Raw genomic sequence first — 22,940 nt, 5'->3', positions numbered from 1 at the left:
CCTGTTCCGCGCGGCACCCGACACCAGCAAGACACCGGAGAGCAGGTCGTCCCTCGTGAACACCCCCAGCCCGCCCCGCGGAGGCTTTGTCTTTCTCGACCCCGAACAGGGGCGTGTCCTGCGGGTGGCGCCGTTCCAGTACAACCCTGACACGCTCACGCGCACTCTCCAGCCGCAGGGCATCGGCGGAGAGCCAGGGGACCGGCTGGAGGCGTTGCGGCTGAAGGGGCCGCCGCATGAGACGTTCAAGATCGACGCGGAGTTCGATGCGGCAGATCAGCTGCAGCTGGTGGCCGGTGCTGCTCCCATGGCAGGTGCTGGGCTGTTCGGGGCATTGTCCGCGTTGGAGACGGCGGTCTGTCCCAGCAGCGTGCAGCTGGCGCATGAGAATGACATGGCGTCGCAAGGAATGCTGCAGATCGCCCCGGTGGAAGCCCCTCTGACGGTGCTGGTGCTCGGTCGGCGCCGAGTCCTTCCCGTGCGTATCACCGACTTCACCGTCACGGAGGAGGCCTACGACGGAGAACTGAATCCCATCAGAGCCAAGGTCGGTCTGTCCGTCCGAGTCCTCACCGTCGACGACGTCGGCTTCTCCCACAAGGCGGGCGCCCTCTACATCCGTTACCAGCAGAGCAAGGAGCGGTTCGCAGCACTGATCGGATACGGCCCGGGAGCGGTCGGCTACACCGCGATCTGAGTGCGACGGGATGACCCCGAGAGGCAGGAATGTTCGACCCCACCAGCCGGTATCACGGCATCGCCACAACGACCCTGACGACACCCGACGGACGGACCGTCACGTACGTGCGGCGCCGCTTTCTGCCGCAGCCGGAGGATCTCATGTCCGTCGGCACGCAGGTCGTCGAACCCGGCGACCGGCTGGATCGGATCGCGGCCAGGCAGTACGGAGCCCCGGAGCAGGCGTGGAGGATCGCCGATGCCAACGGGGCGATAAGGCCGGAAGATCTCACTTCGGTGCCCGGTCGTCGACTGCGGATCGCTCTTCCCGCAGGCGTGCCCGGGAGCCTGCCCATGGCCATGAACCCGGCACCGTCATGACGCGCAGCCTCCAACTCCTGCTACTCATGGGCAAAGTGGTGCCGGTGCCCGCTCCTCCCGTCCTCATCGACGCCCTGCAGTCCGTGCAGGTCACCTCGTCCAGTGGTTCGGCGAGCGGATTCCAGCTGACCTTCGCGGTGAGCAAGCGGTCGCCCGTGACCGAGGTGATGCTGCCCTCGGGGCTGCTGGATCCCAAGACCCGGGTCGTCGTGGTGGCCGTGGTCGCCGGTTTGCCACACGTCCTCATGGACGGGGTGATCACCCGCCAGGAGATGAACCCCGGTCAGGCTCCAGGCAGCTCGACCCTCACCGTGACCGGCGAGGACCTGTCGCTACTCATGGACCTCCGGCACGTCGAACGCTGCTACCCGGGCCTGCCGCATCATCTGCGCGTGATGCTGGTGTGCGCCGGATACGCGCAGTACGGGATCGTCCCGCTGGCCGTCCCGCCGGTGATCAGCAACCTTCCGAACCCGGCCGTCGAGGTCCCGGTCCAGTCCGCAACGGACCTGGCCTATCTCCGCACGCTGGCCGACGAGGTCGGCTACGTGTTCTTCATCGAACCCGGCCCCGCCCCGGGAGTGAGCATCGCCTATTGGGGCCCGGAGGTCCGCGCGGGTCTGCCACAGCCGGCGCTCACGGTCGACTCCGGGACGGCGGACAACGTCGAATCGCTGAGCTTCAGCTTCGACGGGTTGTCACGCACCCAGTACACGGCTCGGTTCGTCGAACCCGTCGCCAAGACCCAACAGACCGTTCCGGTACCCGACGTCAGCCTGCTCCACCCGCCCCTTGCACTGCGTCCGGCCCCGGCTCTGCGCGAGGAACCACTGACCGGACAGACCGGCCGGTCACTCGCAGAGACCCTGCTGTGGGGACTGAGCCGAAGCGCCCAGTCCGCCGACGCCGTCACCGGTCAAGGCAGACTCGACGTCCTGCGCTACGGACACGTGCTCAGTGCCCGGAACCTGGTGGGGGTACGCGGCGCGGGCCTGACCTACGACGGCCTCTACTACGTGCGCAGTGTCACCCACGACATCGCCCGCGGTGCGTACAAGCAGAGCTTCACCCTCACCCGAGACGCTCTCGTCTCCCACATGCCGGTGGTGGTCCCGTGACGGCTCAGCCCGTGAAGAAATGGCACGGCCTCTATCAAGGAGTGGTGGTGTCGAACGTGGACACCACCGACATGGGGCGGCTGCTGGTTCGGGTACCGGAGGTCCTCGGGGATGATCCGTGCATCTGGGCCTCGCCGTTGTCTCCCATGGCGGGGACGGCCAGCGGCATGTACGTCGTGCCGCTGCAGAACTCCGGAGTATGGCTGCAGTTCCTGGACGGTGATCCCAACAGGGCGGTGTGGACCGGTTTCTGGCGAGGCGGCGCGGGCGATGTACCGCCCGCAGCAAAGTCCACCCCGCCGGGGGTTCCGCAGATCGTGCTCGCCACACCCTCCCAGAACGCCCTGGTCATCAGTGATCAGAGTGGGCCGGCCGGTGGTGGTGCCATCACCATGCAACTCCACGGCGTCGGAGGGCCGTTCATCAAGATCAATGAGACGTCCATCGAGATCTCGTGCGGCCCGGGACGCGCCAGCATCGTGCTCGAGGGAAAACAGGTGCGCGTCAACGGCGATGCGCTGACGGTGCTGTAAAGAGGTCGAGATGCCCGGACTGATTCTCCACAGCGGTGCCACGATGACGTGCGCGCACCAAGGGTCCGCGAACCCTCCGGCACCCGCCCAGCAGAGGGTGTTCGTCGGCACGCAACCCGTAGCGACGACAGCGGACACCTTCGTCGTCCTCGGCTGCGGTTTCCCAGCGGCCTCACTGGGGGCGCCGCCCTGTACAAGTATCCGGTGGACCCAGACATCCACCCGCGTACTGGTCAATGGGTTGCCGCTGCTACTCCAGCCGACACCGCCCCCGAGCTGCGGCGCGGGCGTCGGTGTCGGCACCCCACCCAGCCCCCCCATGGTCCAGGCGATGCAACTTCGGGTGCGGGGGACGTGAGCTCGATGCACATCGACTTCCCTTACAACGTCGACGCCAGCGGTCGGACCGCGACGACCCGACACGCCGACCATGTCCGTGACATGGTCGAGCAGGTGCTCTTCACCACCCCCGGTGAACGTGTGAACCGGCCGGACTTCGGCTGCGGCCTGCTCGACCTGGTCTTCGCCCAGAACGGCCCGGAACTTACGGCGGCCGTCGAGATGACCGCGCAGGCTGCCCTGCAGCGCTGGCTCGGCGACCTGCTCACCGTGGAGTCTCTGGCGGTCAGAGCCGAGGAGTCGGCCCTGACCGTTTCCCTGAACTACGTTCTGACAGCCACCGGGGAAAGCCACAACGTGCTCATGCGCGGAGGGACAGCCTCATGAGCGCCCCTCCGCTCTGTAACGACGAGCAGCGACGTGCCGCGGTTCGGGCGGCCGGGCTGGCCGGCATCGAGAGTGTCTCGGTCGATCCCGACAGGCGCATTCTTACCGTCCTCTTCTTCGGCACCATCCCGGAGCGGCTGGACCGGCACAGCTTCCGTGTCGAGGGCGGACGGCGGGGCAATGACATCCGGATCGTCTCAGTCACCGGCACGGACAACCCCGCGAACTGTCTGACGATGGAGCTCGACCGGCCGGGCGACGGGACCGTCCACCGGCTCCACGCACTCGGGCCGGGCTTCGACCGCTGCTACGACACCTTTGAATTCTCGTTTCGGCAAACCGACCCCGAGGCTCCGGTCCCGGCCCCAACCGTCGGCACCGGTTCGCTGCCGACCCACCCAGCACCGGCCATCGACTATCTCGCCAAGGACTACGCAAGTTTCCGCCGCCTGCTGTTCGAACGGCTCGCCCTCACCATGCCGGAGTGGACCGAGCGGCGCGCACCCGATCTCGGCGTCACCCTCGTCGAGCTCCTCGCCCACGTCGGTGACCAGCTCAGTTACCAGCAGGACGCCGTGGCGACCGAGGCGTACTTCGACACGGCACGGCTGCGTACCTCGGTACGACGCCATGCCCGCCTGGTCGACTATCCGATGCACGACGGCTGTGCGGCCCGTACCTTCGTTTGCGTCGAGACCAGCGAACAGCTGAACGTGCGGCCGGACGACCTCGCCTTCACCGCCTTTCCGCCGGGCCGTGTCCCGCAGACGGGCGCCGTACTGCCGGCCGAGCTGCTGGCGGCCGGCCACCACCCCGTCTACCGGCCGCTGGAACGGCGGGACATCGTGCTCCGGCCCGAACACAACAGCATCGGCCTGTGGACCTGGGGCGATCAGGACCACTGTCTGCCCGCCGGGACCACGCGGGCCACACTGCTGGACCAACGGCCCCCTGGCACGGGCAAGGACCGCGCCCTGCGACTCGCCCCCGGCGATGTGATCGTGTTCGAGGAGACCGCGGACCCCTGGACCGGCAGTCAGGCGGATCGCGATCCCGCTCACCGGCAGGCCGTCCGCCTCACCCGCGTCACCCAGGGCATCGACGTGCTCTACGACACCAAGGTGCTCGATGTCGAATGGGCGGACGAGGACGCTCTCGCGTTCCCCTTGCGCGTCACCACCCACGGCGGATCCGACCGCGATCCGACGGACGTCGTCGTCGCGCGGGGCAACACCATTCTCGTAGAGCACGGCATCGAAAACACCTGGGGCCCCGACGGCCTCCCCGAAACGGTCGAGGGTCCCGCCGAATGCGGCCCCGGACAGAGCTGCCCCAGTTCGGCCGCTCCTCGCATCACCCGTCGCTTCGTGTCCGCGCTTTGCGCCACGCAGATCACCTGGTCCGCGCCCCATCCACGGCTGGCGGACGTCTCCGCCGGGCAGAGCCAGCAGTTGTCCCGCCTGGCCGCCCGTGCCCGGGACCGGCTCAGAGACATGCATCGCTCGGATGCGACGCTGTCCGCGGCCGACCGCGACTTCCTGGAAACGCTGTTCGAGGCGGGCCTCCTCACCAGGGTTCGCGACGACCGCAGTTCACGATTCGACCTCACCTCCCTCCTCTCACGATTCGACGAGTACCTGGACCCCAAACTGCGCCGACTCGAAGCGCTGGCCGGGCGGGCCCGATCCGGCTACGTACTCGACCAAGCCGACATCGGCTGGGAACTCGCGCAGACCTGGGGCGAGGACGCCGCCTGGCTGATCGACCCGGACAACCCCGCACTGCACGGCCCGGCCTGCGCCGCCCTGCGTCCGGACCCGCGCGAGGCTGTCCCCGCCGTACGGATCTGGGCCGCGGGCACCGACAGCCGTGGCGATGCGTGGACGCCGCGCCGCGACCTGCTGGCCAGCGGCCCTCGCGACCGCCATGTGGTCGGCGAGACCGACGAGGCGGGCCGGCTCAGCCTCAGGTTCGGAGACGGTCGTACCGGAACGGCACCGCTTCGGGAACAGAAACTTTTGGCCTCCTATCGCATCGGCAACGGCCGGGCCGGCAACGTCGGCAGCGAAGCCATCAACCGGATTGCGTCCCGCTCCTCCCAGTTGGACGGCGTCATCCGGGTTCGCAATCCATTGCCCGCAACCGGTGGTACCGACCCCGAACCCGTCGCGCAAGTCCGGCTGGCAGCACCACACGAGCCATTCCGCAAGCTGCTCAGGGCTGTCACAGCCGAGGACTACGAGACCCTCGCCGCCAGGCACCCGGGAGTACAACGGGCCGCCGCTGCCCTGCGCTGGACAGGTAGCTGGTACGAAGCCGACGTAGCACTCGACGCCGAGGGCACATCCGATCTACCGCACAGGCTGTCGGAGGACGTGCGGCTGGCCCTGCACCGGTTTCGCCGCATCGGCCATGACGTGGTCACCGGACCCGCACTTCAGGTACCTCTCGACGTGGCCCTCACCGTCTTCGTCGACCCCGATCACCTCGCCGGTCATGTCCGCCAAGCCCTGCTGCGGGCGCTGCGGCCCGGCCCGCAACCCGGTGGTGGACTGGGCTTCTTCGATCCCGACGTCCTCACATTCGGCACACCGGTACGGGCGAGTGCGCTGGTCGCCGCAGTGGCCGGGATCCCCGGCGTCCGGCATGCCGAGGTGACCAGGCTGCGTCGGCTCCACCGATTCACGGACGGCGGGGTGAGTCCCGGCCCGGATGTCCCACCCTCCGGCGTGCTCAGGTTGCGTCCCCTGGAGATCGCTCGGCTCGACGGCGACTCCACCCGGCCGGAGAACGGCTGGCTGACCCTCGAGCTGCGAGGAGGGCGATGAGCCCCTCGGCATGCCGTTGCGGCAGCTGCCCCGGTACCCGGTCGACCACCCCGTCAAGGATCTGGAACAGGCCTGCACTGCCAGCGCTGCAGTACCGCGCGGGTACCTACGACCAGTTCCTGAAGTCGATGCTCGCCGCCCTGTCCAGTACCGATCACGCGCCACTCGCCGGGCTGACCACCCGTGAGCCGGACGACCCTTCCATCGCTCTCGTGGAAGGCTGGGCCCTGATCGCCGACATCCTGACCTTCTATCAGGAACGGATCGTCAACGAGGGATACCTGCGCACCGCAACCGAGCAGGAGTCCCTGGCCAGGCTCGGCCGGCTTGTCGGTCACCGTCCTCGACCGCCACTCGGCGCCGGCACGTTCCTCGCCTATACCCTCGACGCGGGAACTCGCTGCACCATCCCGGCCGGCTCGCAGGTGAAAAGCGCCCCACCGCCCGGTGGACTGCCCCAGGTCTTCGAGACCTCGGAGGATCTCAACGCCCGCGCCGAATGGAACCAGCTTCCAGTCCGTGCGATCATTCCCGCTTCGATCGATCCCGATGCCGCCGAGATCATGCCGTCACTCGAACTCGACGGCGTCCAACCCAACCTCGGCGCCGGTGACCGTCTGCTATTCACGTTCGGCGACCCCAGCCGGAACATCACCCGTCTCGTGGAGAGCATTCACCTGGACCCGTACCGCGGGCGGACCACCGTGCTCCTCAAAACACCAGGCCTGGCCCACCAGTTGAAGCGCGAGGTACAGGCCTTTCGCGAGGACGTGGACAAGGCCGTTCGCAAGCCGCAGCCGTCCAAACCGTTCGAGGACTTCCTGAGGGTGTTGCGCGAGGTCCTGCACGCCGGTGACATCCTCCGTGATCCGGACGCCTTGGCGGAAACACTCGACGACAAGCTCCAATCGTTCCGCGAGCGCCTCTCCGGGGCGGAGGCCGGGGCTGCGCACGGTGGCGAACTGCTCGACAAGGTGACCGCTCGGGTCGCGGCCGTCCGAAATGCCGCTGGCGCCGTGACGGGCTCGTCCGCGGGCGCCGCCGGGAAACACTCCCCGAGCAGCTCTGACGGGGAACCCTTCGTCAATCCACTGAACCTTGGCCGTCAGGTTCTGCACGGGCTCGAGCGACCCCCGTCCCGGCCTCCTCGCAACCCCAGCGAAATGGCCACCCCTGTCACCGAACTCTTCGGCCCGGACTCTGACGCCATGTCACGACTGCTCACCGCGAAGAGTCCCCACCTCACCGAAACGCTCTACCGCGCCCTCGGTACCGTCTCGGTCACAGCGGCCGATCCGCCAGGCGTGCAGTGCTTCCGCGTGAAAGCAGCTCCCCTCGGTGCGACGATCCCTGACGCAGCGCACGTCAGAAGGCTGCTCAGGTCGGCGGATTCCGCCGACCCGCCCGGCACGGACGAATCCCCCGACGACGGGAGAGTTCTCCTGCTGGACTCGGTGTACGACACGATCCTGCCCGGCACCTGGATTGCCGTGCGCCAGACGGATGGCCAAACGAGAACCCGGATCATTCAGGTCACCGACGTCACTCAACTGGCCGTGGCCGACGAGCACTATGCCGTACGGGTGACCCGTCTGCGGCTCGCCGAGCCGTGGACCGAAGATCCCGACGACCTCGCCGCCCGCCGCGCCACCACCGTCTGGGCCGCCGGCGAGACGCTTCCCCTCGCCGATCCCCCGGATCCGTCCGTGGTAGCCGGCGACGCGATCGAACTCGCCGGTGTGTACGAGGGACTCACTCCCGGTCGTTGGCTGATCGTCTCCGGGGAACGCACCGACGTCCCGCACGTCTCCGGAGTCCAGGGCACCGAACTCGTCATGCTCGGCGGAGTCCATCAAGGACTCGACGACACGCCTTCCGGCCACGGCGTACGCAGCACGCTCGCCCTGACCACGAAACTCGCCTACCGGTACCGCCGGGATACCGTGATCATTCATGGCAACGTCGTGTTCGCGACCGCCGGTGAGACCCGGAACGAGATTCTCGGCAGCGGAGACGCCGCGCAGGCAGGGCAGGTCTTCCCGCTGCGTCAGGGCCCCCTCACCTGGCTTCCCGCGCGCACGCCCGACGGTGCGAGAGAAACCCTGACCGTCCGGGTTTCCGGTGTGGAGTGGCCCCGGATCGCCGATCTGAACGAGGCCGACCCGGCCACTCTTGCCTACCGTCTGCGCGTCGGCGTCGACGGCGGAGCAGCGGTCGAGTTCGGCGACGGACGCCATGGGTCCCGTCTTCCGACCGGTGTGGAGAACGTCACGGCTCACTACCGCATCGGTGGAGGCACCGCGGGCAATGTCGCGGCCGGACAGGTCAACCACGTGGTCAGCCGGCCCCTTGGGGTCAGCGGCGTCGCCAATCCGCTGCCCGCCACCGGAGGCGCGGATGCCGACGGCCGGGAAGAGGCCCGCCTGAGTATCCCTTTGCGGCTCAGCGCCCTCGACCGACTGGTGTCGGTCCGCGACTATGAGGACTTCGCTCTGGCTTTCGCCGGCATCGGCAAAGCCGCCGCGCGCCGCTGCCCCGACGGCGCTCGTCAGTTCGTGCACGTGACCGTCGACGCCGCCGACAACGCCCCCCTCGATGCCCGCTCGCTGCTCCTGGACGCTCTTCAGTCCGCTCTCAGCCGGTACGGGGATCCAGCGTTGCCGGTGCGCGTGGAGGTCTGCGAACGGGTACGGCTTGTACTGTCGCTCGGTGTCCGCACGTTGCCGGACCATTCGCGGGACGTGGTCGAACAGGCTGTCCGGGACGCCCTCCTGGACCGGTTGGGATTCGCCGCGGCAAAGCTCGCCCAGTCCGTCTTCCTGAGTGCCGCCATCGCGGCCGCGCAGGCAGTCCCCGGGGTCGACTTCGTGGATGTCGACGCCTTCGGCGGTGTGGGGGACGATGTCGACGCGGCCGGCGTCATCCGGTTCGCCCGGGAACTCACCGCCGCCCCCTGCGTGCCAGGCCACCCGGCGGGGTACCGCGAGACCCTCTACACACCGGCCCCCGAGGAAACGAGCGCCTCGGTGGCCGCCGCCAACGGACTCACCGAAGCGCAGCTTGCTCTGCTGAATCCCGACGGCGTCCCTCGAACTCCCGGCACCGCGATGGTGGTGCGGCGGGCCCTGCGCCCTGCCCAGCTCGTACTCCTCGATCCGTCGGTGCCCGAGACTCTCGTCCTGCGGAGGATCCCATGACTCCCGACCAGGTGTACGCGCTGTTGCCCGCCGTCCACCGACGGCTCGACGCGGAGCACGGCAGCAAGCTGTACGAACTGCTGTCGGTCATCGCCGCTCAGGCCCGTGTCGTCCAGGACGACATCGAGCAGCTCTATGACAACTGGTTCATCGAGACCTGCGAGGACTGGGTGGTGCCGTACATCGGCGACCTCGTCGGCTACCGCATACTGCCCGGGACGACCGCCGCGCTCTCCGACAACTCTTCGCCCGCGTATGGGCTGCTCGCCGCAGCCGCGCCCCGCAGAGAGGTCGCGAACACAGTCGCCAACCGCCGGCGCAAGGGCACCCTTGCCCTCCTCGAAGACCTGGCCACCGATGTGGCGGACTGGCCCAGCCGGGCGGTGGAATACCGCCGTCTGCTCGCTGTCACTCAACCGATCCGCCGATACACCGGCGAGGACGACGACGCACGGCGGCGACTGCGCCGAGGCGGCCTGGTCGACCTGCGCCGAATCAACATCCTGGACCGGATCGACGGCCCGTTCGACGAGCTGGCTCACACCGTCGAAGTACCCCGCACCGACGCCACCCGCCGCGCCGGCCAGTACAACATCCCCGGCGTCGGCCTCCACGTGTGGCGACTGCGGGCCTACCCGGTGACCCGGGCCCCGGCGCTCTGCGTGGACCAGGTCCGGTCGTGCTACACCTTCAGCATTCTCGGGAACGATACCGAGCTGTTCACCAAGCCGGTTCCCGAGCCGTCGGCCTGCCACGTCGCGGACGAGATGAATGTCCCGGCGCGTATCCGGCGCAGGGCTCTGACCGAGCGGCTGTACGACTACTACGGCCCGCTCAAGAGCGTGTGCGTATGGACCGGACCACACCCCGACCGTGATGTCGTGGCCCTCGACCGCATCGTGTCCGCAGACCTGTCCGAATGGAGCTACTCCCCACGCGCCGGACAGGTGGCTCTCGACCCGGTTCTCGGACGCGTCAAGTTTCACGAGCAGACGGACCTGGAGCGAGGCGTCCGGGTGACCTACCACCATGCGTTTTCGAGTGACTTCGGCGGCGGTGAGTACCCCCGTCCGGGGAACACGGCGGGCCCAACCGTCGCTCGCTACCGGGTCGGTCCGGGCAAGGAACACCACAGGATCACCGATGCGATCGAGCGGTGGCGCTCCGAAAGGCCGCACAACTCCGAAGCGATCATCGAAATCACCGGGAACGACGTCCATCGTGACCTCGAAACCATCCTCCTCGAGCCGGAAGACCGTCTCACCCTGCGCGCCGAGGACGGTTCACGACCGGTACTCGCACTGCCCGACCGGACCGAGAGCAGCCCCGCCTCCTTGCGGATCACCGGCACCGGGACGCCGACAGCGGCGGCGAGTGAAGGGCCCCTGCCGCGCATCGTCCTCGACGGCCTCATGGTCACCGGGGGCAGCGTCCAGGTCCGGGGCAAGGTGGGACAACTCATCATCCGGCACTGCACGTTCGTACCGGGTTGGGACCTCGGCGCAAATGGCCTGCCGCGGTCACCCGAGGAGGCAAGCCTGGAACTGATCGACACGCCGGTATGCGTCGAGGTCGAGCACAGCATTCTCGGCACTGTCGTCGTCAGCCGGGACGAGGCCGCGACCGAACCCAACAGGCTCTTCCTCTCCGACAGCGTGCTCGACGCCACCTACCGGGACTTTGCGGCGCTGGCCGGTCCGGAGGGGCGGTACGCTCACGCTCTCCTCACGGCACGGCGTACCACCGTCATCGGCTCGGTACGCACACGCGCCGTCGACCTGGTGGAGAACTGTCTGCTGGACGGCGACGTCCAAATCGCCCAGCGGACAAAAGGCCGCGTGCGTTTCTGCTGGCTGCCGCCCGGCTCCCGTACTCCGCGTCGTTTGTATTGCCAGCCCGAGCACTCGGGCGACCCGGACCGCGTCGCGCTGAAGTTCGCCAGCACGCGGTACGGCACACCCGACTACGTCCGACTCGCCGACGCATGCGCTGAGGAGATCCGGCGCGGTGCGGACGACGGGTCGGAACCCGGGGCGCTGCACGATCTGTTCCGTCCACAGCGTCAGGACAACCTGCGTGCCCGCCTAGCCGAATACACCCCGGCCGGGTGCAACGCGGGAGTCTTCCTGGCCACATGAGCGCATCGCCCGAGCGGGCCGAGCGCTGACGGGTCGTCACCAACCAATAGGTACACGTTCGTTCACTCAGGGAGCACAACCGCATGCAGGGAGACTTCTCCCGGGTCACCTTCGACCCGGCCCAGCGCTTCTCGGCCGTACTTTCCCAGCAGGGCCGGGTACAGCTCGACTCCGAGATCAACGAGCAGACAGCGATCCTGCTTCACTACATGCGCACCCTGGCCGCCGACCTGCTCGGGCCGGTCGCGTTTCCTTCCGGTCCCGGTCACAGCGCCGGTGGGTTCTGCGTCGACACGTTCGACGGAGGCAACTTCACCGTGACGCCGGGCAGGATCTACGTGGATGGAATCCTGTGCGAATGCGATGGCACCGACTACTGGAGCCAGCCGGACGGGCACCTCGACCGAGGGCGGGAGCGTGACCGGCTCCCGACCAGTCCTTTCATGGTCTACCTGCGGGTGTGGGAGCGCATGGTCACGGCTGTGGAAGCACCCCGCATTCGCGAGGTCGCTCTGGGGCTGCACGGCCCGGACACGACGGTCCGGACCCGGGTGGTCTGGCAGCTGTGCTGGATGGATCTGGGCTCTGAATCCTTTATTCCCGACATGAAAACCGCACCGCAGTTCCTGCGCGATCAGATCGGTCGAAGGTTCAGGCCTCGCCCACTGCTCTCCGCCCGCGTCCGCAACCCCGAGGGCAACAGCACGCCTTGTGACGTGCCGCCCCAGTCCGGATATCGCGGGCCGGAGAATCAGCTCTACCGAGTCGAGGTGCACCGGGGCGGAAACGCCGAGACCGCGACGTTCAAGTGGTCCCGGGAAAACGGCTCGGTGACTCTGCCGATCAGGGCGGTCAGCGGTGCGTCTATCGAGCTGGAGACGCTGGGCCGGGACGACAAACTGGGGCTCGAGATCGACGACGTGGTGGAGATCGTCGACGACGCTTCCGTCTGCCGGGCCGCCGCCGACGCGTGGGAGGAGGAATGCCCTCGCCTCTACACCATCAAGGAGATCGACCACGCCAGGCGCAAGGTCGTCCTCGACCACGAGCCGGCCCGAGATCCGTACCAACCGGACGCCGGAACGGTCCCCGGACGTCACCCGCTGCTTCGCCGCTGGGACCACGGGGCGGCAGGCAGGGAGCGGGGGGACACCGACACCTACACGGGTGTGGACAGCGAAGGTACCCAGCAGATCAGGGAGGGCACCTGGCTGGTGCTCGAGGACGGCGTCGAAGTGCGCTTCGAGGGAGACGTCGAGCGAGCCCCGCAGTACCGCCGGGGTGACTACTGGACGATTCCGGTCCGGGTCGTCACCGGTGACGTCGAGTGGCCCAAAGGGCTCAATGGCCGACCTCAGCCGAAACGACCACAGGGCATCGACTATCACTACGCACCCCTGGCAGTCGTACTGCCCCAGAACGCCACCGAGTACACCATGGTGGATCTGCGGGTGCCGTTCCCTCATCGACGGCAGTGACCGCCGAAGCTCCCGCACATCCGCTACGGCTACGGCTACGGCTACGGCTACGGCTACGGCTACGGCTACGGCTACGGCTACGGCTACCAAGGGTGGGTCAGTGGCCCCGCGGTCGGCGCCCTTCATCGAGCCTCACGGTTGGATGCGTGACGTCACGATGATGAACACGGCCATGCACACAACGAAGACCAGGAAGATGGCGCACCCGATTTTCGAATACGACTTGGCAGAGACGTCCGCGCCGGTCGTCAGGTTGTGCAGTTTCTTCACGCGCAGCGTCCCGGATCTCATCCGGCCACTCGCGCGAACCCGGTCACCGTTGGCCACAGAGCCTTCGAATATGATCCCCTGCATCTCGATCGGCACGAGTCTCACCTGATCGAGGGCAGCGTCGTATTCCTCTACCCGAAAATTCACGACGAACACGCTTGCCGAATCTTTCCCCCCGTGCTGCGTTCGGGTCTGGACATCACGGACCGCCCCCTCCACGATTTCCAATTTCGGCGGAGGTGGGGGTGGTGGCGGAGGAGGTGGGGGTGGTGGCGGAGGAGGTGGAGGTGGCGGCGGCGGCGGCGGCGGCGGTGGCGGTGGCGGTGGCGGCGGAGGGTTTACCCTATCGTCAAACAAATCCGTGAGGTCGAATCGGGAACCACAACGTGCGCATGTGTTGACCGCAGGCGATTTCCTTTGTCGGCTACCGCAGTTTTCGCACGATATCCAGTCACTCGCCATGCGCCCACTCCTGTACACGCACCCAGTTCACTTACTCAAGCACAGAAACCGATCGGCGCTACTTGACTTCCCCAAGCGGAAGGCCTACAGGGTGAATTGAAAGCCCTCACATAGGATGCATAAGGGCCACTTGAAGAAGTGGAAAGGTATCCTAAGAGGCCATCGGGGGTTTTCCGACTAAAGTTCTACACCTACGATGCTTACGCGGGGCGCAACGGGCCGCAACCCGAGTGCCCCGAACCTGCGTCTCCGGCACCGGCTCGACGAAATGCCACGTCACGACTCGCAAACTCCCTAAGCAGATCGCGCACGTCGACCAGCACCCCCAACCCTCGCACCCCCGCGCTCATCGAACACCGACGTATTGGTTTGGCCCACACACTGAGACCGGCGGCGCGCAGCCGGTCTCATGATCACGATTCTACCGCCGGGCCCCGTCGACGCCTGCTCAAGCCCGCCGCCTCCGCGAACTCCCCGCCCATTGGACGACCTGGAACGGCGAACGTTTACTGAATGAAGCAGGACTCGTCGGGTGCGGCCTTGGGTAGTGATGACGTGCACGAACGATTGGCTCCGCAGGAACGGCAGCAGGTGACGCTGCCCCCACACGCCCCCCGCCCCAGCGCAATGACCCGGCGTGAGGTTGCCTCCGCACCATCCCGGTTCGCCGGATTGCCGGTGAGTGCGCCCGGCGATGCCGACGAGCGCGAAGCGGACGAACTCGCGGAGCGGGCCGCGACAGGGCAACACGTCGGTCCCGCGTCCGGCGTCGGGACCCGGCTGCAACGATGCCCCGGCGGCTGCGGCCCCGTCCCCTGCCGCCACGAAAACGACGCAGAGCGGCTGCAACGCAAGGCCACCGGCTTGCTGCCCACGGCCGACCGGTCACGAGCATCGGTGGACGCTGTCTTCGACTCCCCGGGACAGCCCTTGGAAACCCCAGTCCGGACCGTTTTCGAACAACACTTCGGACACGACTTCGCTCACGTCCGCGTCCACACCGGGACCGACGCGGATCGGGCCGCTGCGCATGTCGCAGCTGCCGCGTTCACCGTGGCACCGCACGTCGTCTTCGCTGGCGGACGCTACGCTCCGGGCACAGCCGCAGGTGCCCGCCTGCTGGCCCACGAACTGGCACACGTCGTCCAGCAGGACGGCGGCACGCGGCCGCGGCGCATCCAGCGGCAACCCGCCGCTGCCCCACTCCACACCACGGTCCGGACCAGCAACCCGCCAACTGCAGGCGTGGGCCGAGAGAAGTGGGGGGAGGAAATCGAGGACCAGTACCGCCGAAAGGGTGACGCCCACCGCGCGGATGCCGTACGCCGCTGCCGGGAGTTGGGCGCCATGGCGTGTTGGCGGCTCCTGACGGCCGAAGAGACCCACAGGCTCTACGCTCTCGCCAATTCCAGCGGCGGGAATCGGGGCGTGGTAGAGGCCGGCCTCGCGATGGCGGTCCCCGCACTCGCACTCGTCCGCCCGGTCGCTCCCGTACCGCAGCTGCGTCTCGTGCCTCCCTCGGCTCCCCCGCCCGCCTCCGGCGCGGCGCCGTCGGCGGCGGCTTTGGGAGCCGCCGTCGGAATCGCGGCCCTCGTCGCGGTATGCGTCGCCTGTGCGTATTCCTTGTGGAGTCTTGGTCAGTTCCAGAACGAATTGCGTAACGGAGGGCTGGTGATCCTCGAATCGCCCCTGGCGCTGTGCGTGGGTGGTTGTCATCTACCCTCGCGCGAACAACCGTCGTCCCACGCGTCGGGCTCCTTCTCCGCCACGCCGGACCCGGACCCGGCGGTCGTCCGGGACTGGCTCGCCGGGAAAGACCCCGCCCCTGACGCCGTATCACAGGAGCGCGAGCGTCGCCGGCGGGACTGCTTCAGCAAGAATCCCGGTGCGATCGCCTGCGATGAGCCGCCCCCGACCAGTGAGGCGGCCCGCGACGAGATCCTGCAACAGGCCCTGTGGAACGCCGGACGTCCCATGACCGCCGTATGGCAGTGCCAGCTTGTCCGCAAGGGCATCCCGGCAGGCCGGATCGACGACTGCGACGGAGCGCCCGCGATCGAATACCACTGCACCGTGCGCGGTGAGTCCGGCCATTGGTCGATCTTCGGATGCCTGTGCTGTGACTGTTCGGGGCAGTCGCACTACCAGTGGAGCAAACCGCATCCGTCCGTGAAGCTGTGAGCCGTACAGGGCCGGGACCGCCCGCGGGCGACGTTACTGACCTTGGTGTCATAGCGTCTGGGTCTTCGCCGGACCTGGTGACAGGGCCCGTCTTGGCTGGTAATCCGGACATATGCGGCATCCGAACCGCTGACCGCCGAGCAGCACAAGCGTCGCGAAGAGGTACGCATGTGTGCCGCTGACTTCTTCGAGGAGGCCGCAAAAGTCCCGTGCATAGCCCCGGAGTTACAGGTGAGCGAGGAGTCGGTCCACCAGTGGCGACGCTGCGCCTGCTGAGAATGTCGTCCACCCTGGTCAAGTGGTGCTGGCGGCCTGCGGCATCATGATCAGCTGTGCCGCTGGGTCTGGCCTGCCTCTCGATGACGAATGCCTTCACCGCGCTCCGACTGCTGCCGATGAGCGACCGTGACAAGGACGCCGAGATCCTGGTGCTCCGTCACCAACTCGCGGTCCTGGAGCACCGACTGCAGCGAGACCGGGTACGGTGCGCGCCCAAGGACCGCGCACTCCTGGCGGCGCCGCTGTCCCCACTGCCACGAACCGTACTCAAGCGCCTTCGGCTGCTGGTCCGACCCGACACCGTGCTGCGCTGGCAGCGGGACCTGACACGACGCGGCACGCCGAGGAGCCCCAGCCGAACCGTGTCGGACGGCCGCGCACCATCCGCTCGATCCGTCTGCGGCTCCTGCGCCTGCCACGCGAGAACCCGACCTGGGGGCACCATCGCCCCTCCCGGTCACGCCTGGGTCACCCAGACGATGAAGAACCTGCTCATGGATCTGGAGGAAGCGGGCGTGAAGGCGAGGTTCCTGATCCGGGACCGGGATGCGAAGTACCCCGCGCTGCTCGCCGACGCCGAGATCCGGTGCAGACCTGCCGCCACGAACTCCTCGACCGGACCTAGTGCCGTGGCAGACAACGTTCGCCCGTGAAGGAGCGGCGTCCGGTGCGTGCTCCCGGCGGGCCGGCCGGAAGTCCTCGTACTGGGCGTACTCGGGCTTTCGTCCGGTGCGGCGGGAGTGCGTGCCGGGCGTCGCGACGGGGCGAACGTTGCCTGCTGCGGCACTAGGTCTGGAACGAGGCCCACCTGCGGCACACCCTGCGCGAGTACGAGGCGCACTGCAACCGACATCGCCCCCCGAACGACGGGGAGCCGGCGCTCACAAAACGGATACGGATGTGAACGCGTGGGCAAGAAATCGAATATGTGGGCAGCGGCCCAAGTGGGAGCCATCCGTTAAGCGGGCTGGGAGGGAGCTTGGCTCCCCCCCATTGCTCCCAGGGAGCGGATCCGGAAACAGAAAAAGGGCCGTTGTGAAAACGGCCCTTCACCTGCGACGTTCGATACGTTCGAACTGTCGGGACGACAGGATTTGAACCTGCGACCCCTTGACCCCCAGTCAAGTGCGCTACCAAGCTGCGCCACGTCCCGGTGCCTTCTGACCTGGGGTTTCCCCCGGCCGAACGCGCATGGAAACAATACCGCACTCAGGTCGGTGGTCGCGCACTCGTTTCTTCGCGCCCTCTTGACCTCAAGTTTGGTCGAGGTTGAGCGATCGTCCGGATGACGATGCCCAAGGCGATCCCCGGGGAAGCCGGCCGCACGTACGGCTACCGGGACTGGTCCTGTCCGATGGGGCTGATGACGGGTGACGAGAGAGGTCAGCCGTGCTCGGAGGGCGACGGGCGGCGCGGTTCCGCGGCGGGCGCGGGGACGGCCGGGGCGCCCGGCCTGACGGCGTCGGCGCGGACCAGGTCACGGATCGCGGGCACGGCGAGCAGGGCGACGGGGACGACGAGACTGACCACTCCGGCCGCGAGGAGCACCTGGTCCGCGCCGAGGGCCGAGGCGGCGGGCCCGGCCAGGGCCTGACCGACGGGCATCATCGCCAGGGAGCCGGCGACGTCGTACGCGTGGATGCGGTTGAGGACGTCGGACGGGACCTGGGTCTGCACGCTGGTCGCCCACATCACGCCCCAGAACGACATGCCCGCCCCGGCGACGGCCGCCCCGAGCGCCATGGCGGATATGCCGAGACCGGCGCCGACGGCGGCCGGGAACCCGGCGAAGGCGAACAGGGCGACGGCTCCGGCGCGCAGCATCCGGCGGGGTCGCAGCCGCAGGGCGAGCAGACCGCCGACGACGGTGCCTGCGCCGAGGGCGGAGTTGATCAGGCCGTAGGCGCGGGGGCCGTGCTGCTGCACCACCTCCGTCGCCACCAGCGGCACGGTCGGGCCCCATACGGCGACCATGTACAGACACCAGACGGCGATGACGCCCCACAGCCAGGTGCGGGCCCGGAACTCCCGCCAGCCCTCGACGAGATCGGTCCGGAAGGTGCCGGGGCCGTGTGCCGCGGACGCGGCGCCGCCCGGGGCGGGCGCGGGGAGGCGGATCAGCAGCAGGCACAGGGCGCTCACGGCGTAGGTGGCGGCATGGGCCGCGAACACCCCGCCCGGCGAGGCGAAGCCGACGAGCACTCCGGCCAGGGCGGGCCCGGCGAGCTGCGCGGCGGACTCGGCGATGCGTATGGCGCCGTTCGCGCCCTGGATGTCGGTGGCCAGGCGGGGCACGGTACTGGCGACGCCCGGCTGGAACACGGCGCCCGCCACGCCGTTGAGGAAGCCGATCACGCAGATCTCCCAGAGCACCACGTGGTCGGCGAAGAACAGGGCGGCGGCCAGGGCCTGGGTGCCCAGCCGCACCAGGTCGGCGCCGATCATGAGCCTGCGGGTGCTGAAGCGGTCGGCGACGACTCCGCCGAAGACGACGAGCCCGGCGAAGGCCGCGGCCGTCGCGGCCATGGCGAGACCGACCGCGCCCGCGCCGTACCCGTGCTGGAGGAGGCCCGCGGCGAGGGCGACCGGCAGCATGGTGTCGCCGAGCCGGGCGACGGCACGGGCGACGAAGAACAACGCGAAGTCCCGCGACCAGACCGGCCGCACCTTGCCGTACACCCGCTCGCCCTCCCCGACGACCTGCGGGCCCCCCGGGCCCCGCTCCCGCCGACGGATCATGCCACGCGGCACCGGCAATGGCGACGCCCGCCGACGACATCGTCGACGGTCACGAGTCCGCCGTCGGGCGGCCCAGTCGCGGGTACGTCTCCAGCAGCCCGGGCGGGGCCGCCTGGCGCCAGGAGTCGGCGAGGATGTCGTGCAGTTCGTCCTCGTCCTCCAGCGCGGCGAGCCGGGTCCTGACCCAGGCGAACTGCGCCTCGTGGTCGGCGATCCAGAACTTCTCCGGCTCGGCCAGGACCAGTTCGTCGCGCTCCTCCTTGGGGCAGCGCACCGCGATGGAGGTCTCGTCCTCGGGCAGCGTGGCGAACATCTTCCCCGCGACCCGGAACGTGGGCATGTTCCAGGCGACCTTCTCCGAGGTGTCCGGCAGGGACAGGGCGACACGGCGTACGTCTTCGGCATCCGGCATGAGGGGCACGGTAGCGGCTGCCACCGACAGTCACCCGGGGGCGACCGCCCCGCCCAGGTGCTTGTAGTAGAGGGTGGTCGGCCGCAGCACCCCGTCCGGGCTCGCCGCGTAGTCGGGGATCGTCCCGGCCCTGGTCCAGCCCGTGGCGCGGTAGAGGTGTTCGGCGGGACTGTCGGTCTCCGTGTCGAGGTGCAGGAGGGTGATGCCGCCCGCGGCGGCCGCCGTCTCGGCGGCCGTCAGCAGCGTGCGGCCGAGACCCTGGCCGCGAGCGTCGCGGTGCACCATCAGCTTGACGAGCTCGGCCCGGTGGCGGCTGTTGGGCTTGTCGGCGAAAGCCAGGGTGACGGTGCCCAGCACGCGTCCCGCCCCCCGCGCCGCCCACACCGCGAGCTGCCCGGCGGCCACGCCCGCGGCCCGCTGCCGCCACCAGGCGACGGCCTCGGCGCGGCCCAGCGGCGCGAGGAAGCCGATCGACGCACCGCCGTGCACGGTGTCGGCCAGCAGCTCCGCCAACTCATCCGCGGCGGCGAGCACTTGGGGTGCGTCGAGGCGGGTCACGGTCGCGGTCACGGCAGCACCACCGCCAGTACGTAGCGGGCGTCCACGGCACCCGGGCACCGGAACCGGGTCGGCCCCCACACCCGCAGGCGCAGGCAGTCGCCGGTGTCGAGACGGTGGGAGATGTCCTGGGCGGTCACCTCCAGGGACCCTTCGAGCACCCAGATGTGCTGTTCGAGGCCGGGCACGGGCGGCCGGTCGTAGGCGATGTCGGCGCCCGCGGCGAGCCGCCCCTCGACCAGTTCACCCCGCAGTCCGGCGTGCGGCGGCGACACGGACCGACGCACGAACCCGGAGGCCCGATCCTCCCAGACCGGCTGTCCGGCGGCCCGGACCAGCAGGGCGGGCTCCGCCTCCACCTCGCTGAGCAGCTGGGACATGGTCCGCCCGTACACGGCGCACAGACGGTTGAGCAGCGCGGCGGTCGCGCTGGTCTCCGCCCGCTCGGCGCGGGACAGGGTCGAGCGGCTCACCCCGCTGCGCTCCGCCAGCTCACCCAGCGACCAGCCGCGCTCGGCCCGCAGTTCGGCCAGCCGGGCTCCGAGCCGGACGTCGACGTCGCGCTCGTCGCCGGGCCCTTGCCCGCCGGGCACGCCGATCCCACCGCTCTCCCGTTTCATATCAGGGAGCATATCCCGGATACGGGACGGAGAGGGTCGGGCCTCGGAGCCGGGCCGTCTCGCCCAGCGCGTCCAGGTCTCAGAGCCGGGCCGTCTCGCCCAGCGCGTCCAGGTCTCAGAGCTGGGCCGCCTCGCCCACCGCGTCCAAGCCTCAGAGCTGGGCCGCCTCGCCCAGAGCGTCCAGCACCGGGCGGATGAGGGGGTGCTCCTCGGCTCCCCGGCGTACGGCCGCGAAGACGCGGCGGGTGGGGGCCACTCCGTCGACCGGGCGGACCACCACCGCGGTCAGGTCCATGCCGCGCAGCGCCGATCGCGGGACCAGGGCCACCCCGGCGTCGGCCGAGGCCAGCGCCACCACCGCGCGGAAGTCGTCCGAGGAGTGCTCCAGGCGGGGCTGGAAGCCGGCGTTCTCGCAGGCCAGGACGACCACGTCATGGCAGGGGTTGCCGGGATAGGGGCCGATCCAGGGGTCCTTGGCCAGCTCGGCGAGGGGGACCTCGGCGGCGTCGGCGAGCCGGTGGGTGACCGGGACGACCGCGTCGAAGGGCTCGGCGTACAGCGGGACATGGGTCAGCCGGGGGTCGTCGGCGGCGGGGGCGCCCCGGTACTCGACGGCGACGGCCACGTCGACCTGCCGGTCCAGGACCATGGGAAGACTGGCGTCGCCCTCGGCGTCCTGGACCCGGATGCGGATGCCGGGCGCCGCCGTGGCGAGGCGGGCCAGCGCGGGCGCGACGACCTCGGCGATGCCCGTGGCGAAGGCGGCGACGGTGACCGTCCCGGCCGCACCCGAGCCGTAGGCGGCCAGCTCCGCCTCCGCCCGCTCCAGCTGGGCGAGGACCATGTTGGTGTGGCCGAGCAGGATCTCGCCGGCCGGGGTCAGCCGTACGCCCTTGGCGCTTCGCTCCACCAGGCGGTGGCCCGTCTCCTGCTCCAGCGCCGCGAGCTGCTGGGAGACCGCCGAGGGGGTGAGATACAGCGCGGCGGCAGCCGCCGTCACCGTACGGTGGTCGGCCACCGCACGGAGGATGTGGAGCCGCCGCGCTTCGATCATGGGTCGATTCTCTCAAATGACCCCTATGGCCCTGCTCGGGCGCCCCCCGTCCGCTCGCCCTGGCCCCGGCCCCGCTGTCGGCTCAGGCCTCCAGCTCGGCCCGGGCCGCCACGAAGGCGTCGACCGCGCGGTTCACGTCGTCCGTGGAGTGCGCGGCGGACAGCTGGACGCGGATGCGGGCCTGGCCCTGCGGGACGACCGGGTACGAGAAGCCGATCACGTACACACCGCGCTCCAGCAGCAGCTCCGCGAGGCGGGCCGCCCTGGACGCGTCGCCGATCATCACCGGCGCGATGGCGTGGTCGCCGGGAAGGACGTCGAAGCCCTCCTCGGTCATCCGGCGGCGGAACAGCGCGGTGGTCTCGGCCAGCCGGATCCGCAGGTCGTCGGCCGACTCCAGCAGGTCGAGGACCTTCAGGGAGGCCGCCGCGATCACCGGGGCGAGGGTGTTGGAGAAGAGGTACGGACGGGAGCGCTGGCGCAGCAGCGCGACGATCTCGGCGCGGGCGGCGACGTAGCCGCCCGAGGCACCGCCGAGGGCCTTGCCGAGAGTGCCGGTGATGATGTCGACGCGGTCCATGACGCCGTGCAGTTCGGGGGTGCCACGGCCACCGGGGCCGACGAAGCCGACCGCGTGGGAGTCGTCGACCATGACCATCGCGTCGTACCGGTCGGCGAGGTCGCAGATCTCGCTCAGCGGCGCCACATAGCCGTCCATGGAGAAGACGCCGTCGGTGACGATGAGCTTGCGGCGCGCGCCGCTCTCACCGGCCTCCTTCAACTGCCGCTCCAGGTCCGCCATGTCGCGGTTGGCGTAGCGGAAGCGGCGGGCCTTGGACAGGCGGATGCCGTCGATGATCGAGGCGTGGTTGAGGGCGTCGGAGATCACCGCGTCCTCGGAGCCGAGCAGCGTCTCGAAGACGCCGCCGTTGGCGTCGAAGCAGGAGGAGTACAGGATCGTGTCCTCCTGGCCGAGGAACGCGGACAGCCGCGCCTCCAGCTCCTTGTGCACCTCCTGCGTGCCGCAGATGAAGCGCACGGAGGCCATGCCGTAACCCCAGCGGTCGAGTGCCTCGTGGGCGGCGCCGACCACCTCCGGGTGGTCGGCGAGGCCGAGGTAGTTGTTCGCGCAGAAGTTGAGGACCTCGCCGGGACGGCCGCCCGCGGTGACGCTCACGGTCGCGGACTGCGGGGTGCCGATCACGCGCTCGGGCTTGTGCAGACCGGCGGCGCGGATCTCGTCGAGGGTGGCGCGCAGGTCGTCGCGCACGGAGTCGAACATGGGGAA

Annotated in this window: 18 protein-coding genes and 1 tRNA gene; 11 read left to right on the top strand and 8 right to left on the bottom strand. The window is 69.3% G+C overall.

Going from position 1 to position 22,940, the window contains the following annotated elements; genetic code table 11:
* Window positions 1-55 precede the first annotated feature (55 nt).
* The 9 genes from ACFV0T_RS32065 (at window position 56) to ACFV0T_RS32025 (ending at window position 13,077) form a co-directional block, all read left to right on the top strand.
* On the top strand, window positions 56-697 hold the full coding sequence (locus ACFV0T_RS32065) for a hypothetical protein (protein ID WP_385786822.1): 642 nt from the start codon (window positions 56-58) through the stop codon (window positions 695-697).
* A gap of 29 nt (window positions 698-726) precedes the next feature.
* A complete protein-coding gene (locus ACFV0T_RS32060; protein ID WP_385786819.1) occupies window positions 727-1,059 on the top strand; it encodes a LysM peptidoglycan-binding domain-containing protein in 333 nt (110 codons plus the stop codon).
* A gap of 44 nt (window positions 1,060-1,103) precedes the next feature.
* Window positions 1,104-2,177, top strand: a complete 1,074-nt coding sequence (locus ACFV0T_RS32055; RefSeq protein WP_385786816.1) for a hypothetical protein — start codon at window positions 1,104-1,106, stop codon at window positions 2,175-2,177.
* On the top strand, window positions 2,174-2,710 hold the full coding sequence (locus ACFV0T_RS32050) for a phage baseplate assembly protein V (RefSeq protein ID WP_385786813.1): 537 nt from the start codon (window positions 2,174-2,176) through the stop codon (window positions 2,708-2,710). The genes ACFV0T_RS32055 and ACFV0T_RS32050 overlap by 4 nt, the downstream gene beginning before the upstream one ends.
* A gap of 363 nt (window positions 2,711-3,073) precedes the next feature.
* A complete protein-coding gene (locus tag ACFV0T_RS32045; protein WP_385786895.1) occupies window positions 3,074-3,436 on the top strand; it encodes a GPW/gp25 family protein in 363 nt (120 codons plus the stop codon).
* Complete coding sequence (locus ACFV0T_RS32040) at window positions 3,433-6,264, top strand: putative baseplate assembly protein (protein WP_385786810.1); 2,832 nt, start codon at window positions 3,433-3,435, stop codon at window positions 6,262-6,264. The genes ACFV0T_RS32045 and ACFV0T_RS32040 overlap by 4 nt, the downstream gene beginning before the upstream one ends.
* A complete protein-coding gene (locus ACFV0T_RS32035; RefSeq protein ID WP_385786807.1) occupies window positions 6,261-9,461 on the top strand; it encodes a putative baseplate assembly protein in 3,201 nt (1,066 codons plus the stop codon). Before ACFV0T_RS32040 ends, ACFV0T_RS32035 begins: the two co-directional genes overlap by 4 nt.
* The gene (locus ACFV0T_RS32030; RefSeq protein ID WP_385786804.1) at window positions 9,458-11,599 is read left to right on the top strand and encodes a hypothetical protein; all 2,142 of its coding nucleotides are present in this window, start codon (window positions 9,458-9,460) and stop codon (window positions 11,597-11,599) included. Before ACFV0T_RS32035 ends, ACFV0T_RS32030 begins: the two co-directional genes overlap by 4 nt.
* An 83-nt stretch (window positions 11,600-11,682) precedes the next feature.
* Window positions 11,683-13,077, top strand: a complete 1,395-nt coding sequence (locus ACFV0T_RS32025) for a DUF6519 domain-containing protein (protein ID WP_385786802.1) — start codon at window positions 11,683-11,685, stop codon at window positions 13,075-13,077.
* A 132-nt stretch (window positions 13,078-13,209) separates the two neighbouring features.
* Here the strand turns inward: ACFV0T_RS32025 and ACFV0T_RS32020 are convergent, their stop codons facing one another.
* On the bottom strand, window positions 13,210-13,503 hold the full coding sequence (locus ACFV0T_RS32020) for a hypothetical protein (RefSeq protein ID WP_385786799.1): 294 nt from the start codon (window positions 13,501-13,503) through the stop codon (window positions 13,210-13,212).
* A gap of 819 nt (window positions 13,504-14,322) precedes the next feature.
* Between ACFV0T_RS32020 and ACFV0T_RS32015 the strand changes: the two genes are divergently transcribed.
* Window positions 14,323-15,990: a DUF4157 domain-containing protein gene (locus tag ACFV0T_RS32015; protein WP_385786796.1), complete on the top strand. Its 1,668-nt coding sequence runs from the start codon at window positions 14,323-14,325 to the stop codon at window positions 15,988-15,990.
* A gap of 359 nt (window positions 15,991-16,349) precedes the next feature.
* The gene (locus ACFV0T_RS32010; RefSeq protein ID WP_385786793.1) at window positions 16,350-16,922 is read left to right on the top strand and encodes a hypothetical protein; all 573 of its coding nucleotides are present in this window, start codon (window positions 16,350-16,352) and stop codon (window positions 16,920-16,922) included.
* 426 nt (window positions 16,923-17,348) lie between these two features.
* Here the strand turns inward: ACFV0T_RS32010 and ACFV0T_RS32005 are convergent.
* From ACFV0T_RS32005 to ACFV0T_RS31975, 7 genes are all read right to left on the bottom strand, one after another.
* Window positions 17,349-17,422, bottom strand: a tRNA-Pro gene (locus ACFV0T_RS32005).
* Window positions 17,423-17,652: 230 nt separating this feature from the next.
* On the bottom strand, window positions 17,653-19,008 hold the full coding sequence (locus ACFV0T_RS32000) for an MFS transporter (RefSeq protein WP_385786791.1): 1,356 nt from the start codon (window positions 19,006-19,008) through the stop codon (window positions 17,653-17,655).
* 49 nt (window positions 19,009-19,057) lie between these two features.
* Window positions 19,058-19,420: an MmcQ/YjbR family DNA-binding protein gene (locus ACFV0T_RS31995; RefSeq protein WP_385786788.1), complete on the bottom strand. Its 363-nt coding sequence runs from the start codon at window positions 19,418-19,420 to the stop codon at window positions 19,058-19,060.
* A gap of 30 nt (window positions 19,421-19,450) precedes the next feature.
* Entirely contained in the window at window positions 19,451-19,990 is a 540-nt protein-coding gene (locus tag ACFV0T_RS31990) for a GNAT family N-acetyltransferase (RefSeq protein WP_385786785.1), read from the bottom strand.
* A complete protein-coding gene (locus tag ACFV0T_RS31985) occupies window positions 19,987-20,598 on the bottom strand; it encodes a helix-turn-helix domain-containing protein (protein WP_385786782.1) in 612 nt (203 codons plus the stop codon). The genes ACFV0T_RS31990 and ACFV0T_RS31985 overlap by 4 nt, the downstream gene beginning before the upstream one ends.
* 151 nt (window positions 20,599-20,749) lie before the next feature.
* Window positions 20,750-21,652 carry a LysR family transcriptional regulator gene (locus tag ACFV0T_RS31980; protein ID WP_385786779.1) on the bottom strand — a complete coding sequence of 301 codons (903 nt, stop codon included), beginning with the start codon at window positions 21,650-21,652 and terminating at the stop codon, window positions 20,750-20,752.
* An 82-nt stretch (window positions 21,653-21,734) separates the two neighbouring features.
* Window positions 21,735-22,934, bottom strand: a complete 1,200-nt coding sequence (locus ACFV0T_RS31975; RefSeq protein ID WP_385786776.1) for a glycine C-acetyltransferase — start codon at window positions 22,932-22,934, stop codon at window positions 21,735-21,737.
* Window positions 22,935-22,940 lie beyond the last annotated feature (6 nt).

This window comes from Streptomyces sp. NPDC059582, from assembly GCF_042735715.1.
Lineage (GTDB): Bacteria > Actinomycetota > Actinomycetes > Streptomycetales > Streptomycetaceae > Streptomyces.
The sequence above is the reverse complement of the archived record's forward strand: the minus strand, read 5'-3'. Positions and strand labels throughout refer to the sequence as shown.

Bases quoted from the DNA above. Each gene is read 5' to 3' on its own strand.
- ACFV0T_RS32035 (WP_385786807.1), top strand. From the start codon at position 6,261: ATGAGCCCCTCGGCATGCCGTTGCGGCAGCTGCCCCGGTACCCGGTCG.
- ACFV0T_RS31995 (WP_385786788.1), bottom strand. From the start codon at position 19,420: ATGCCGGATGCCGAAGACGTACGCCGTGTCGCCCTGTCCCTGCCGGAC.
- ACFV0T_RS32010 (WP_385786793.1), top strand. From the start codon at position 16,350: ATGACGAATGCCTTCACCGCGCTCCGACTGCTGCCGATGAGCGACCGT.
- ACFV0T_RS32000 (WP_385786791.1), bottom strand. From the start codon at position 19,008: ATGATCCGTCGGCGGGAGCGGGGCCCGGGGGGCCCGCAGGTCGTCGGG.
- ACFV0T_RS32025 (WP_385786802.1), top strand. From the start codon at position 11,683: ATGCAGGGAGACTTCTCCCGGGTCACCTTCGACCCGGCCCAGCGCTTC.
- ACFV0T_RS32030 (WP_385786804.1), top strand. From the start codon at position 9,458: ATGACTCCCGACCAGGTGTACGCGCTGTTGCCCGCCGTCCACCGACGG.
- ACFV0T_RS32045 (WP_385786895.1), top strand. From the start codon at position 3,074: ATGCACATCGACTTCCCTTACAACGTCGACGCCAGCGGTCGGACCGCG.
- ACFV0T_RS31980 (WP_385786779.1), bottom strand. From the start codon at position 21,652: ATGATCGAAGCGCGGCGGCTCCACATCCTCCGTGCGGTGGCCGACCAC.
- ACFV0T_RS32060 (WP_385786819.1), top strand. From the start codon at position 727: ATGTTCGACCCCACCAGCCGGTATCACGGCATCGCCACAACGACCCTG.
- ACFV0T_RS32040 (WP_385786810.1), top strand. From the start codon at position 3,433: ATGAGCGCCCCTCCGCTCTGTAACGACGAGCAGCGACGTGCCGCGGTT.
- ACFV0T_RS31975 (WP_385786776.1), bottom strand. From the start codon at position 22,934: ATGTTCGACTCCGTGCGCGACGACCTGCGCGCCACCCTCGACGAGATC.
- ACFV0T_RS31985 (WP_385786782.1), bottom strand. From the start codon at position 20,598: ATGAAACGGGAGAGCGGTGGGATCGGCGTGCCCGGCGGGCAAGGGCCC.
- ACFV0T_RS32015 (WP_385786796.1), top strand. From the start codon at position 14,323: ATGAAGCAGGACTCGTCGGGTGCGGCCTTGGGTAGTGATGACGTGCAC.